Source organism: Natronoarchaeum rubrum (genome assembly GCF_024494695.1).
In genome coordinates, this window is the sequence record NZ_JANHDP010000003.1 from 179,196 (window position 1) to 193,733 (window position 14,538).

At 68.1% G+C, this 14,538-nt stretch carries 11 protein-coding genes and 1 pseudogene; 7 read left to right on the top strand and 5 right to left on the bottom strand.

Annotated features, from left to right (window positions below):
* Positions 1–22 precede the first annotated feature (22 nt).
* From NO931_RS08560 to NO931_RS08570, 3 genes are all read left to right on the top strand, one after another.
* Positions 23–1,702: an NADH-quinone oxidoreductase subunit D gene (locus NO931_RS08560; protein WP_256391239.1), complete on the top strand. Its 1,680-nt coding sequence runs from the start codon at positions 23–25 to the stop codon at positions 1,700–1,702.
* A gap of 90 nt (positions 1,703–1,792) precedes the next feature.
* Entirely contained in the window at positions 1,793–2,275 is a 483-nt protein-coding gene (locus NO931_RS08565) for a cupin domain-containing protein (RefSeq protein WP_256391240.1), read from the top strand.
* A gap of 105 nt (positions 2,276–2,380) precedes the next feature.
* Entirely contained in the window at positions 2,381–4,627 is a 2,247-nt protein-coding gene (locus tag NO931_RS08570; RefSeq protein WP_256391241.1) for an AAA family ATPase, read from the top strand.
* Positions 4,628–4,915: 288 nt separating this feature from the next.
* On the opposite strand, the pseudogene NO931_RS08575 reads toward NO931_RS08570, so the two are convergent.
* Both NO931_RS08575 and NO931_RS08580 read right to left on the bottom strand, forming a co-directional pair.
* Positions 4,916–5,512: pseudogene (locus tag NO931_RS08575) on the bottom strand (protein sorting system archaetidylserine decarboxylase); the annotation flags it as partial.
* A 69-nt stretch (positions 5,513–5,581) separates the two neighbouring features.
* A complete protein-coding gene (locus tag NO931_RS08580) occupies positions 5,582–6,277 on the bottom strand; it encodes a DUF8593 domain-containing protein (protein WP_256391242.1) in 696 nt (231 codons plus the stop codon).
* 138 nt (positions 6,278–6,415) lie between these two features.
* On the opposite strand from NO931_RS08580, the gene NO931_RS08585 reads away from it, so the two are divergent.
* From NO931_RS08585 to NO931_RS08595, 3 genes are all read left to right on the top strand, one after another.
* Positions 6,416–6,658: a YuzB family protein gene (locus tag NO931_RS08585; RefSeq protein WP_256391243.1), complete on the top strand. Its 243-nt coding sequence runs from the start codon at positions 6,416–6,418 to the stop codon at positions 6,656–6,658.
* Positions 6,655–8,223, top strand: coding sequence for a sulfatase family protein (locus tag NO931_RS08590; protein ID WP_256391244.1), 1,569 nt, complete (start codon positions 6,655–6,657; stop codon positions 8,221–8,223). Before NO931_RS08585 ends, NO931_RS08590 begins: the two co-directional genes overlap by 4 nt.
* A 162-nt stretch (positions 8,224–8,385) precedes the next feature.
* Positions 8,386–9,843 (top strand): sulfatase family protein, encoded by a 1,458-nt coding sequence (locus tag NO931_RS08595; RefSeq protein WP_256391245.1) that lies wholly within the window; start codon positions 8,386–8,388, stop codon positions 9,841–9,843.
* An 85-nt stretch (positions 9,844–9,928) separates the two neighbouring features.
* Here the strand turns inward: NO931_RS08595 and NO931_RS08600 are convergent, their stop codons facing one another.
* Together NO931_RS08600 and NO931_RS08605 are read right to left on the bottom strand one after the other, a co-directional pair.
* Positions 9,929–10,153, bottom strand: a complete 225-nt coding sequence (locus tag NO931_RS08600; RefSeq protein ID WP_256391246.1) for a hypothetical protein — start codon at positions 10,151–10,153, stop codon at positions 9,929–9,931.
* Between the two features lie 166 nt (positions 10,154–10,319).
* A complete protein-coding gene (locus tag NO931_RS08605; RefSeq protein ID WP_256391247.1) occupies positions 10,320–13,247 on the bottom strand; it encodes a DEAD/DEAH box helicase in 2,928 nt (975 codons plus the stop codon).
* A gap of 281 nt (positions 13,248–13,528) precedes the next feature.
* Here NO931_RS08605 and NO931_RS08610 point away from each other — a divergent pair, with 281 nt between their 5' ends.
* The gene (locus tag NO931_RS08610) at positions 13,529–14,257 is read left to right on the top strand and encodes a CAP domain-containing protein (RefSeq protein WP_256391248.1); all 729 of its coding nucleotides are present in this window, start codon (positions 13,529–13,531) and stop codon (positions 14,255–14,257) included.
* A 27-nt stretch (positions 14,258–14,284) separates the two neighbouring features.
* Here the strand turns inward: NO931_RS08610 and NO931_RS08615 are convergent, their stop codons facing one another.
* On the bottom strand, positions 14,285–14,422 hold the full coding sequence (locus NO931_RS08615; RefSeq protein ID WP_256391249.1) for a rubrerythrin-like domain-containing protein: 138 nt from the start codon (positions 14,420–14,422) through the stop codon (positions 14,285–14,287).
* Positions 14,423–14,538: the final 116 nt, after the last annotated feature.

Sequence of the window (14,538 nt, forward strand, 5' to 3'; positions counted from 1 at the left end):
ATCGACCGAGCGTGATCCGAACATGAGTCTCGAACACGACGCCAGCGCGGCCGCGGCGGACCGACGGGGCGTCGACTACGACGATCTGGAGAGCCTGCTGGACGAGCACGTCCTCGACCGCGAGACCCACGTCAACGCCGAGGGGTTCGTGATCCGCCCCGACGAAGTGCAGGCGGTGCTTTCGACGCTCAAAGAGGAGGCCGGTTTCGACCACCTCGCCTGTGCGACGGCCCAGCAGTACGGGGACCGGTTCGAGACGATCTATCACCTCCGGAGCTACGACGATCCCACCAGAGAGGTCAGCGTGGTCGTCCCGACGCCGACGGACGCCCCCGTCAGCGAGAGCGCCGAACCCGTCTTCCGAACCGCCGACTGGCACGAGCGCGAGGCGTACGATCTTCTGGGCATCGAGTACGACGACCACCCCGACCTCCGGCGGATCCTCCTGCCCGAAACCTGGCAGGGCCACCCGCTGCGCGAGGACTACGCGCAGGATCGCCCGCAGCTGGTCGCGTACAGCGAGAACGCCAACCCGCTGGAGGAAGATCGCCGCGTCGAGGGCGGGGACGAGGGGACCGAGACGATGCTGCTCAACATCGGTCCCCACCACCCCGCGACGCACGGCGTGATGCACCTCGAAACGGTGCTCGACGGCGAGCAGGTGGTCGACGTCGAACCCGACATCGGCTACATCCACCGCTGCGAGGAGCAGATGTGCCAGCAGGGTACCTACCGCCACCAGATCATGCCCTACCCCGACCGCTGGGACTGGGGCGGCGCCGGGCTCTGCAACGAGTGGGCCTACGCCCGCGTCGCCGAGGATCTCGCCGACCTCGAGGTCCCCGAGTACGCGCAGGTGATCCGGACGATGAGCGCCGAGTTGAGCCGGACGCTCAGCCACCTGTTGGCGACCGCCGCGTACGCGCTCGACATCGTCGGCGACTTCACCGCGACGTTCATGTACGCAATCAACGATCGGGAGGTCGTCCAGAACATTCTCGAAGATCTGACCGGCCAGCGCCTGATGTTCAACTACTTCCGACTCGGCGGGGTCGCCTGGGACCTGCCCGAGCCCCGCGAGGAGTTCTTCGAGAAGGTCCGCGAGTTCCTCGACGAGCTGCCCCGACGGATGGAGGAGTACCACAACCTGTTGTCGAACAACGAGATCCTCCAGGCGCGGGCCGTCGATACCGGAATCTTCGACCCCGAGACCGCGAAGAACTACGGCGTCACCGGACCGGTCGCCCGCGGCTCGGGAATCGACTACGATCTTCGGCGCGACGACCCCTACGGCTACTACGACGAACTCGACTGGGACGTCGTCGTCCGCGAGGGCTGTGATAACTACTCCCGACTGCTGGTCCGACTGGACGAGGTCGCAGAATCGGCCAAGATCATCGAACAGTGCGTCGATCTGCTTGAGGACTGGCCCGAGGACGAGCGCAACATCCAGAGCAACGTCCCGCGGACGATCAAGCCCGACCCCGACACCGAAATCTACCGCGCCGTGGAGGCCGCGAAGGGCGAACTCGGCATCTACATCCGCGCCGACGGCACCGACAAGCCTGCTCGGTTCAAGATCCGCGGCCCCTCCTTCTCGAACCTGCAATCCCTGCCGGAGTTCGGCACCGGCGGCTACGTCGCCGACCTGATCGCGTCGCTGGGAAGTCTCGATACGATCATGGGCGGGGTCGATCGGTAAGCTCACGACTGCCCCGGCGGCGAACTCGATCGGTACGCTCACGACTGCCGATTCGGACAGAGATTTTACAACTCGGTACCAGCAACCATCATGGGAAAGGTAAACGAGTCGGAGCTCGACTGGGCCTCGGTCGACCGCGGCGACGCCGAGTACAGGCGCAAACGCCTCGCCGACGCGGCGGGCGGTGACGAACTGGGCTGTAGCCTCTACGAGCTCCCGCCGGGAAAGAAATCCTGGCCCTACCACTACCACACGGCCAACGAAGAGGCGCTCTACGTGCTCGACGGGACGGGCCGGCTTCGCGGGGACGACAAGGAGCTGTCGCTGGACGCGGGCGACTACGTCGCGCTGCCGGCCGGCGAGGACGGCGCCCACAGGATCATCAACGACTCCGAGGAGCCGCTCCGGTACCTGATGATCTCGACGATGGCGACGCCCGAGGTGCTCGTCTATCCGGACTCCGAGAAAGTCGGCGTGCTCGACGGCGCCGCGCCCGGCGGCACCGACGAGCGGACGCTCGAAGGCTACTACCGGCAGGAGGACGCCGTCGACTACTGGGACGGCGAGGAGTAGCCGAGCGTCGGCGTCGCCGCGGCGCGCAACCGGCGCACGATCCCGACCGCGACGCCCGGACGGCGAGGGGAATCCTTCAAGGCCGCCCGGCGGCAAAACTGGGCCATGAGCGAGCAGGACGGCGGCGGGATCTCGCTGACGGTGAAAGGCGCCCAGAAGCGCGACGCCGGGCGCGGGGTCGCGCGGCTCTCGGACGCCGCGCGGAACGAGTTGAGCGTGCTCAGCGGCGACACCGTCGTGATCGAGGGCGACCGCGTCACCGCGACGAAGGTGTGGCCCGCCGGCGACGACGTTCCGGTCGACGCCGTACTGATCGACGCCGACACGCGGGCCAATGCGGGCGTCAGCATCGGCGACACCGTCTCGGTCCGGCACGGTTCGCTGGAGGAGGCGGTGTCGGTGACGCTGTCGCCGCCGGCGTCGCTGTCCGACGTCGACGAGCAAGTGATCCAGCGCGTCGCGACGAAGACGCTCCACGACCGGCCGGTGAGCGAGGGCGAGCAGGTTCGACTGGAGCGGATCGCCGACCAACCCTTCACCGTCGAGTCGACCACGCCCCACGAGCCGGTTCGCGTGACCGACCACACGGTCGTATCGGTGGACAACGACGCGACGAGCGACAGCGGCGGCGTGTCGGCGTCGAGCGACGGCACGCGGTCGAACGACGGGTCGTCCGACGGCCAGTCGGCCGACAGTTCGGCGAGCGGTGGCAAACCGGACGGGGCGTCCGGCGACGCCGACGAGCCGGCGGCGACGGCGCCCACCGCGGTCAGCTACGAGGACATCGGCGGGCTCGACGACGAGCTAGAGCAGGTCCGCGAGATGATCGAGCTACCGCTGGACCAGCCGGATCTGTTCCGCCGGCTCGGCGTCGACCCGCCCAAGGGCGTCCTGCTGTACGGGCCGCCAGGCACCGGCAAGACGCTGATCGCCAAGGCCGTCGCCAACGAGGTGAACGCGCAGTTCATCAACGTCTCCGGCCCGGAGATCATGTCGAAGTACAAGGGTGAGAGCGAGGAGCGCATCCGCGAGATCTTCGAGACCGCCGCGGAGAACGCGCCGACGATCATCTTCTTCGACGAGATCGACTCGATCGCCGGCGAGCGCGACGACGCCGGCGACGTCGAGAACCGCGTCGTCGCCCAACTGCTCTCGCTGATGGACGGGCTCGACTCGCGTGGCGACGTGATCGTCATCGGCGCGACGAACCGCGTCGACGCTATCGACCCGGCGCTGCGCCGCGGCGGCCGCTTCGACCGCGAGATCGAGATCGGCGTCCCCGGCGTCGAGGGGCGCCGCGAGATCTTCCAGGTTCACACTCGTGGGATGCCGCTGGCGGAAGACGTCTCGGTCGACACGCTGGCCGAGCGCACCCACGGCTTCGTCGGCGCCGACGTCGACGCGCTCGTTTCGGAGGCGGCGATGCTCGCGCTCCGGCGGATCCGCGGCGAGGCCGACGATCTCGCGGAGGCCGACCTCGAAGTGACGAAAGCCGACTTCGACGCCGCGATGGCCGCGATCGACCCCTCCGCGATGCGCGAGTTCGTCGCCGAGACGCCGGACGTCGGCTACGACGACGTGGGCGGGCTCGACGACGCCAAGCAGACCCTGCGCGAGGCCGTCGAGTGGCCGCTGGCGTACGAACGCCTCTTTGCCGAGACCAACACCGAACCGCCCAGCGGCGTCCTGCTGTACGGCCCGCCGGGCACCGGCAAGACGCTGCTGGCCCGCGCGCTCGCCGGCGAGAGCGAGGTGAACTTCGTCCACGTCAACGGCCCCGAACTACTCGATCGCTACGTCGGCGAGTCCGAGAAGGCCGTCCGCGAGGTGTTCGAGCGCGCTCGCACGTCGGCGCCCTCGATCGTCTTCTTCGACGAGATCGACGCCATCGCGGCCCAGCGCGAGGACAGCCACGAGGTGACCGAGCGCGTCGTCTCGCAGCTGCTGACGGAGCTCGACGGGCTCGTCGAGAACCCGAACCTCGTCGTGCTCGCGGCGACGAACCGCAAAGACGCCATCGACCCCGCGCTGCTCCGCCCCGGTCGCCTCGACACGCACGTCGAGGTGCCCGAACCCGACGAGGATGGCCGCCGCGCGATCGTCGAGGTCCACGGCCGCGGGAAGCCGTTCGCCGACGACGTGGATCTGGACGCCCTCGCCGACGATCTGGAGGGGTACACCGGCGCCGACCTCGAAGCGGTCGTTCGCGAGGCGTCGATGCTGGCGATCCGCGAGATGGCCGAGGAGCTGGGGCCGGAGGAAGCCGACGAGCGCGCAGACGAGATCGTGATCGGCGCCGACCACTTCGAACGCGCCATCGAGAGCGTCGAGCCGACGCTCGCGAGCTACTAGCGACATCGCAGGCCGAGTGCTGACGCCGTTTTTCGACCGCCTTTGCTCTCCTTACTCCCGTTCGTCGACCATCCCGATCCCGGTCCGTTCCGACGCCTCGATCCGGCTGTCGTCGTCTCCGCCCTCGTCGTCTGCGTCGGCCGTCGCCGACCGGTCGTCGACGAGGCCGTGTTGCTCGCCCGACTGGTCGTCGGCCCCGTCGTCGGCGTCGGTCTCACCGTCGGCGTCGGCAGCCGGCGTGTCGGCAGCCGCCGCGTCGGCGTCAGCCTGTTCGGCGCCCTCAGCCAGCTCGAAGCCGCCGCGGCGCGCGAGCACCGTCTCGCCCGCGGTCACTTTCTCGCCGCGCTCGACGGCCAGGTCGTCGCGATCGAACGCCGGCGGCAGTAGGATGTCCGCGCGACTGCCGAAGGAGATGTGGCCGATCCGGTCGCCGCGCTCGACCGTCTCGCCCGCCTCCAGATAGGGGTGAATGCGGCGGGCGAACGCCCCCGCGACCAGCGTAACCTCGTGCTCCTCGAACTCGATCCGGACGCGCTCGTTGCGGTCGGATTCCTTGGCGAACGCCGGCCTGTGTGCGCCGGGAACGTGCTCGACGGTCTCGACCGTCCCGCCGATGGGTGCGCGATTGACGTGGACGTCCCAGACGTTCATGAACACGCCGACGCGAACACGGTCGCCTTCTTCGCGGAGCACCGATACCTTGCCGTCGGCCGGCGCTGCGACGCCGGAGAGTGGCGCCGTCCGCTCGGGATCGCGGTAGAAAAACAGCACGGCGCCGCCGATCGCGAGCAGTCCGACGGTCGCGCCCGGAGTGATAAACAGCGCGGGAAACGCACCGAGCAGCGGGAACAGGGCGTACTTCCAGGCCCCGGGCGCGAAGTTCATGTGCCACCGTACGGCGACCCGAAGTAAGGAGGTTGCGGATCGACCAGCGGCGAGCGCGCGCCGAGGGGGTCAGTGCCTGCTAGAGTCGTCGTCATCGTCGTCGCTCAGGACGCCATCGTCGGAGTCGTCGTCATCGTCGCCGCTCAGATGCCCGTCATCCGAATCGTCGGCGTCGTCGTCCGTCAGGCGGCGCTCGTCGTCGGGCACACCCTCGGCGGTGTCGCTCTCGCCGGCCTCCCGGAGTTCGTCGTCTGTGAGCCCCTCCCTGTCGTCGTGTCCGGCGTCGCCGTGGGACCCTTCGTCCATCGTCCTGTCTCCCGTCCCGGTCACGTCGTCGCCCTCCGTCGTCTCGCCGGGCATCGGCTCGTCGTCCGAGCGATCGTCGACCGTCTGCCTGCCCGTCGGCGACCGATCGTCGTCGGTCGTGGTTCTGCCTGCCTCGGTCGCCGCGCCGCCGGGGCTGGTCTCGGTGGCGCCGGCGTCCGAGGCGCCCGCGCGTCCGCCGGGATCCTCGTGCTCGGTCGTCCGGACGTGGACCGCGTTGTCCGAGATCCGGTCGATCTCCGTCTCGTCGATGCGGTAGACGTCGTCCGTCTCGCCCCAGCCCAGCACCGACTTGATCTGGTCGGTGATCGACGGATCGGCGTCGACGACGAGCGTGTCGCCGCGGTGCTCGGACACCTCGCCGATGAGCTCGCCGCTGGCGTCGATCACGTCCTTTCCTTCGTCGTCGCCGGTCGGTCGCGTGCGTGTATCGTCGTCCATTGGTCTCCCCCGTGGGAGGCCCCGACGCGAGCGGGCAAAAAGCCAACCGCCACGTATAGAGCTTACCGACAGGTCAACGCGGTGAAATCGGCGATTCCGCGGCGGCCGTTTAACAGCCGCGGCGTCGAACTGTCGACCATGGTACCGACGGTCGAGTGCTGCCTGCGAAACGTCACCGCGGAGTGTCGAACCGCCGCGCGCCGGCGAGGGATCGAGCTCTCGATCGCACCCTGTCGGGAGCGCTGCGACGCCTGCCGGGCCGGGCCGTTCGTGCTCGTCGACGGCGACCTGCGGACCGGCGCGGAGTTCGCGACGGTGCTCGACGGCGTCGAAACGGCGTCGAGCGACGACACCGAGATCCCTCCGGAGGACGAACCGTGACGAACGTCCTCCTGCTCTCGATCGACAGCTTACGCCGGGACTTCCTCGGCGCGTACGCCGACGAGCCCCACTGCGTCGACTACGGCGTCGAGACGCCGAACCTCGACCGGTTCGCCGAGCGCGCCGCGACGTTCGACACTCACTACGCCGGGAGCCTGCCGTGCATGCCCGCCCGGCGCGAGTGGCACGCCGGCGTCCAGGAGTTCCTCTGGCGCTCCTGGGGGCCGATCGAGCCCTCCGACGACCACCTCGCACGGGTCGCGCGCGACGACGGCGTCCTGACCCAGTTGATCACCGATCACTTCCACTACTTCCAGCACGGCGCCCACGGCTACTACGAGGACTACACGGGCTTCGAGTTCGTGCGGGGCCACGAGTACGACGCCTGGCAGACCGCCCCCAGACAGCCCGACGATCGCCTGCTCGACCAGACCCTCGATCGCGAGACCGACCCGCCCGGCGGCGTCGGCTACGTCAACCGGTCGGTGTACGCCCGGAACGCCGCCCGGCGCGGCGTCGAGGACGACGAGCGCAACGCGTTCGCACCGCGGCTGTTCTCGCGGGCCGCGGAGTGGCTTCGCGCAAACCGGGAGTGGGACCGGTGGCTCTGCTACGTCGACAGCTTCGACGTCCACGAGCCGTTCCACTGTCCGGAGCCGTACGCCTCCATGTACACCGACGAGGACCCGCGCGACCCCGACCTCGACGTCTGGCCGTACTACGGCCCGGTCGACGAAGGGCAAAGCCAACTCTCCGACCGCCAGCTCGAATTCGTCCGCTCCCAGTTCGCCGGCAAGGTCACCATGGCCGACGAGTGGTTCGGGCGCGTGCTCGACGCGTTAGACGACGAGGAGCTGTGGGACGACACCGCGGTTATCGTCACGAGCGATCACGGCTTCCTGCTCGGCGAGCACGGCTGGGTCGGGAAGAACGAGCCGCCGGTGTACGACGTGCTCGCGCGGACGCCGCTGTTCGTCTGGCATCCCGAGGGCGCGCACAACGGCGAGCGGATCGCGTCGCTCACCTCGGCGGTCGACCTGTACGCGACCGTGCTGGATCTGCTCGGTATCGACGCCGAGGCCGCCGATCGCGTCCACAGCCGGAGTCTCCTGCCCTTGCTCGCGGGTGATGCCGACGCCGATGATCTCCACGCCCACCGCGATCGGGCGCTGTACGGCTACTGGGGATCGGCGGTCAACGTCACCGACGGCGAGTACACGTACCTCCACCCCTGTGACCCGTCGGTCGAGAGCTACTGCCACTCGACGACGATGATGAACGCCCGGGGGTTCCCGCTGCCGACGACGCCGAAGACCGACGCCGAGGCCGGCGGGTTCGTCGCCCACGCCGACGGTCCAGTCTGGCGGTTCGCGGCCGACAGCTACGCTCAGCTCGACGAGCCGTTGCTGTTCGACGTTCGCGACGATCCGACCCAGGAGACGAACCTCGCCGACGAGCGCACCGAGGAGCGCGAGCGACTACGGGCGGAACTGGTCGCGGGCCTCGAGGCCCTCGACGCGCCCGAGCATCAGCTCGACCGGCTGAACTTGGACCCGCCCGCGTGACGTGCTCCACGGCACCACACCACGGGAACCAATCCTCGCCACGCCGGACGGCACCGAAACCAATCGGCTACAAGCGTCAGTATATATTATAGAACGGGGTGCGAACCTACTTTTAGCCCAATAACGGCTTACAGGGCATCCGTCGTAGCGCACCTGTAACCTATGCGAGACTCACCGAATATCGCGGTCGTCGTGATGGATACTGCACGGGACAGCGACGTGACATCTTCTACCGCCCCGACGGTCGCGGAACTCGGGGAGGCCGGCACCCGCTACACTCGGGCGTTTTCGGCGGCGCCGTGGACGCTACCCTCGCACGGATCGATGTTCACGGGCTGTTACCCCTCCAAGCACGGGGCGTACTCGGGCCACGAACACCTCGACGGCGCGCTGCCGACGCTCCCCGAACTGCTCGGAGACGCCGGCTACGAGACGTTCGGCGTCACCAACAACACCTGGATCACCGACGAGTTCGGGTTCGGACGCGGCTTCGACCGGTTGCGGAAGGCCTGGCAGCTGCTCCCCGGCGACGGCAACATGCTCTGGGAGATGGTCCAGGTGCAAGACGAGGAGCGCTCGCAAGGGCTTCTCGAACGCGCGATGTCCGGCAATCCGATACGTAACGCCGTCAACGCGGCGTACGCTCGCCTGGCGTACGCTCGGCGCGACAGCGGTGCCGGGCGAACGGTCGACCTGATCGACGACTGGCTCGGCGGCCGAAACGACGACCGCCCGTTCTTCCTGTTCGCGAACTGCATCGAACCGCACCTGGAGTACGAACCGGCCCGCGAGTACGCCGAGACGTTCCTGCCCGACGACGTCGACTACGCCGACGCGACGGCGCTCGAACAGGATCCCTGGGAGTACCTCGTCGGCAACGTCAACCACTCCAGCGAGGAGTTCGACGTGCTCCGGGCGCTGTACCGCGCCGAGATCGCATCGCTCGACGATCAGATCGCCGCGCTTCGCGACGCGCTCGTCGCCGCGGGCGAGTGGGAAGACACGATCCTCGTCGTCGTCGGCGACCACGGCGAGAACGTCGGCGACCACGGGATGATGGACCACCAGTACTGCCTGTACGACACACTGTTGCACGTCCCGCTCGTGATCTGCGGCCCCGGCTTCGAGGACGGCGACGAGGTCGACGACCTGACGAGCCTCGTCGATCTCGTGCCGACGCTGCTTGACGCCGCCGGCGTCGACGCACCCGACGCCCGCGAGCGGTTCCAGGGCCGGTCGGTCCATCCGGACGCCGACGCCGAACCGCGCGAGGAACTTTACGCCGAGTACATGAACCCTCAGCCGACGATGGCCGCGCTGGAGCGTCAGGTGGGCGAGCTGCCCGAGTACGTCTACCGCTTCGACCGGTCGCTCCGAGCTGTGCGCACGGAGGAGTACAAGTTCATCCGCGGCTCTGACGGCACCAGAGAGCTGTATCACGTCGCCGAGGACTCGGCCGAGCGGTCGAGTCTGGAGAACGAGCGCCCCGAGATGGTGACGGAGATGGAAGAGCAACTCGACGAGTGGCTCGACTCGTTCGAGCGCGCCGAGACGAGCGAAGAGGTCGACATCAGCGGCGCGCGGAAGCAGCAACTGGAGGAACTGGGCTATCTGCAGTAACGGGCGGTAGTAACGCGGATTCTTCTCCGGGACCGTCGCGAGACCTGCGTTCAGCGGCGGAACAGCTGATCGCCACGAGCACCGATCAATGCTCTCGAATCCGCGTTTCGACGACGTGGCATCTTCGAGGAAGCTCGATAACCAACTCCTCGTAGACCTTCTCCGGTGAGGGATCGGGACTATCGATCGCCGTTTCGACGTTCGAGACCACTGTCTGCACCTCACCCGCGATATCGCCGTCGTACTCTACCGACCGATCTCGCCGCACGACTCCCCGATCGCCGTTCTCGTCGATGAAGAGGAGGTCCATTGTCTCGAGATTCGTTAGCACGGGTAGATAAACGCTCTCGGACTCGGATCGCCACACGACACGTAGCTGGTCGTTCTCGCGGACGGATCATAGTTGACTGATCGATCCGCGCGCGAGCACGAACACCGACGACGAATTTCCAATCGGGCGAACCGCTCGCGGTCGGTCAGTCCCAGAACGACTGCGTCCGCGCGTACTGCCGTTCCTGCTCCAGAATGTCCCGGTAGAACGCGTCCTCGTCCTCCCGGAGCTTGTTGATGATCCGGGCGGCGTTGTGCGGCCCGACGCCGCGGGCCGCCAGCGCGATGACGGCTTGCTTGCCGTGGCTCTGAACGAGACTCCCGGACCGAAACGCCCGCTCGGTCATCTCCTCTTGCTCCTCGTTTTTATCCTGCGAGCGGACCGCCTGTACCACCTCGTCGGCCCACGGATTCAGCGCGGCGATCCGGGTCGAGCCGCACTCGGGACACGTCGGCCGGTCGCGCACCCTGCGCACCGGCTTCGAGGTCTTCCAGTCGGTGCAGTGGAGACACAGCAGGATCACCCGATCGTTCTGGATGCGCTCGCGGACCGTCTCGATGACGCTCGCGTCGGCGTTCTCCGGGGAGAGCAACTCTTGGCCCGACGAGCGCCCGCCGGCACCGATCGGCGTGTGGCCGCCGACGGTCTCGACGACGAGTTCGCTCGACTGGATCGCGTCCAGCACCTCGCCGGCGGCGTCGACCGCCAAGTCCTCGTGGAACACCTCGCGGACGGCCTCCTCGTAGACGGGGGTATCTTCGAGCGCCGCCAGCAGGCGGTTCTGGGAGACGCTCGCGTCGCCCTGCCAGCGCTTGATTCGGCCGAACTGCTCGGCGACCTGCGCGAGCCGGAACTTCAGCGCGTCGGAGTTCTTGAGGCTCAGCTCGATGATCGCCCTGACGTGGTCGGGGTCGGTCTCCTCCAATACCTCGACGATCTCCGGCGTCGAGATGCTGGTCGGCACTTCGAGTTCGATCCGGTACGGGTCGACCTCCAGCCCGACCGACGACCCGCTACGCTGGCCCAGCATCGACGACAGCAGCCGGCCCAGCGTCTCGTTGACAGTGTGGCCCAGACAGGCGTTCACCACGACGGTCCGGCCCTGACGCTCGATCAGAATTCGGTCGTCGGTCGGCAACGGCGACCCCGCCTCGACGTGACGCCGAACCTGCTCTAAGGCTTCGCTCGCGGTGAACTGGTCGGTCGGATAGCGCCCGGTGAACTCACCCGCGACCGCGGCGGCGTCCACAATTCCGCTCTCAGACGGACCCCGGGAAAACTGCGGTCCTGCGACGCGGCGCATCTCGCCCACCTCGCCGGCAACTGCCTCGGGGACCGGGATCTCCTGGCCGATCCAGGACGGCACCTCGCCGGCGGGATCCTCGATCGGCGAGACCTTCACCTCGCTTTCCTCGTCGTCGATCGTCGTGATCCGCCACATCTCGCCGCGCTGGATGAACACCTCGCCGGGCTGGGCGAAGTTGACGACGAACCGCTCGTCTAACGTGCCGATCTGGCGGCCGCTGGCGACGTCGTGGACCTCGTAGGTCTCCTCGTCGGGGATCATCGAGAGGTTGGCGTACACGTACTGCCAGGTGCCGCCGGTCTTCTCGATCCGGTCGTACTCCTCTTCGAGCCAGATCACCCGGTTGTCCGCCAGTTCGCGGACGACTTCGCGGAACGTCTCCTCCGGAAGGTTCCGGAACGGGTACGCCGCGGTGACGATATCGTAGGCTTCGCGGGCGCCGATCTCCTCGTGGCCCATCGCCAGCGCGACGATCTGGTTCGCGACGGCGTCGAGACTGCCCTCGTGGATCGGCAGGCGCTCGACCTCGCCGGCCTTCGCGCGGCGGGCGATCGCCAGCGCCTCGAACGTGTCGTCCGGTCGGGTCGTGAGGATCGTCCCGCGCGAGATCTGGTCGCTGCGGTGGCCCGCGCGCCCGACGCGCTGGAGGATTCGGGTGACCTGCCGGGGGCTGGAGTACTGGACGACGTGGTCGACGTGGCCCACGTCGATCCCCAACTCCATCGAGGAGGTACACAGCAAGGCGTCGATCTCGCCGGCCTTGAACCGGTCCTCGACGTCGATCCGGGCCTCCTTCGAGAGCGAGCCGTGGTGAACGCCGACCGAGACCTCGGCGCCGGGAGCGTCTGCCGAGCCGTCCGGTCCGATCGCTTTGAACCGCGATCCCAGCGCCTCTGCAGTTTGTCGGGTGTTGACGAAGATCAGGGTCGACTCGTTCTCGTCGACGATCTCGGCGATCGCCCGGACGTGGCTGGCGATCTCGGCCGAGGTCATCAGCTGCCCCGAAAGCGTCTCGTCGGCGTCGGTGATCTCGGGCTCTCTGACCGCGAGGTCGATCCGGCTCCCGACGTCGACCTCCCGAATCGCGCAGGGCCGGCCGCCCGTGAGGAAGTCGGCGACCTCCTGAGGATCACCCACCGTCGCCGAGAGGCCGATCCGCTGGAACGGTCCCGCCACCTCGCGCAGGCGCTCCAGCGCGATCGAGAGCTGGGCGCCGCGCTTCGACGCCGCCAGTTCGTGGACCTCGTCGATCACGACGTGGTCGATCGTCGACAGCGCTTTGCGGAGTTTCGACCCGGTAAACATCGCCTGCAGCGTCTCCGGCGTCGTGACGAGCACGTCCGGCGGGTCCGACGCCTGCTTCTGGCGCTGGTAGTCGGTCGTGTCGCCGTGACGCACGTCGACCTCGACGTCCAACTGCTTGCCCCACCACTCCAGTCGCTCGCGCATATCACGGTTCAGCGCGCGCAGCGGCGTGATATACAGCGCGGCGAACCCCTCGTAGGGATCGGCTTCAGCTTCGGTCTCGGCAGCGGCCGCCCTCCGCCGCTCCGCGATGGCGTCGAACACCGGCAACATCGCGGTCTCGGTCTTGCCGGTCCCCGTGGGCGCGATCACCAGCGCGTTCTCGCCGGCCGCAAGCGGCGGGATCGCCCGACGCTGGGGCTCGGTCGGCGTCTCGAATCCCCGCTCGGACAGCGCCGCGCGAACGTCCGGTCCGAGGCGCGCGAACGCCGCCGGATCGGGTGCGATCTCCCCCTCCGTCATCGCGGGCGAGTAGGGTCGGGACGCGGTTAAGCCATTTGTTCGGCGCTCGGCGGCGCGTTACCCCGTCGAGCGGCGTCTTCTCGCGCTCGTCGTTCGAGGCGAATCTCGGTCAGCGGGCGAGTAACGACCACATACTCAAGGCCGGTTTTCTCGTAGAGCGATTCGGGATTCCGGGGCGCAACGCCGGCCCGGTATCGGCGGCGGCGACGGACCGCTACCGGCCGCGACGACCGCCAGCGCCGCCGATCGACATCAGCGCCCCGCCGTCCGCTACCCGCCCTATGACCTCCGACTCGACGTTCGTCCGACTGCTCGCCGCGCCGCTCCGGATCGCGTACCGACTGGTGACCTCGCTGGTGGCGGTCGCTCTCGGACTGGTGAAACTCGTCGTCGTGGCGGCGCTGTTCGTCGTCGCGTCCGCGTTCGTGCTCCAGGCCGTCGGCGTCGGAGTCGATCCCGGCGCCGTCGGCCTTCCCGACCCGCTCGACGACGGCGCCGAGATGGCACCGGGCGATCCGAACGAATCCGGCTACACCGACGGGAGCGTCGAGATCGACAGCGGAACCGTCGAGCGACTGGTCCACGAGAAGGTCAACGAGCGCCGAACCGAGCGGGGGCTCGACCCGCTGGAGTGGAATCCGACGGCGGCGTCGGTCTCGCGCGCCCACAGCGAGGACATGGCCGACCGGGACTACTTCTCGCACACTAATCCCGACGGGCAGGGGCCGTTCGATCGGTACCGGGAGGTCGCGTCGGGCTGTCGCGCCTACGGCGAGAACATCGCGCTCTCGTGGGCGGGGCGACCGGTCGAGACCGACAGCGGCGCCGTCGAGACCTACGAGAGCGACGAGGAACTGGCGACGGCGCTGGTCGGCCAGTGGATGAACTCCACGGGCCACCGCGAGAACATGCTCCGGGAGCGCTGGGAGAGCGGCGGCGTCGGCGTCTACATCACCGACGACGGGAAGGTGCTTGCCACCCACAACTTCTGTCGCGGATGGACGCTGTAAGAACGTTCGAGGGGATCGACAGTCCGATCACTCGCGAGCGACCGCGATATTGATCGTCTGGGCGCCACAGCGAGGACAGACGCCGCTGGTGTCCGTCGTCGTCCGCATTTCGCAGCGGGTGCACTCGTAGGTCGGTCGGACGGGGGTGTACGGATCTCCGCGCATGGTACTCGAATACCAGTTCGCGACGAGCGGCTATATCTGTTCCTAGCAGTTCGTCGATTATGCAACTACTTTCGAAAATACAGGGCATTCGTACACATGATTCCGAGAAAACGGTT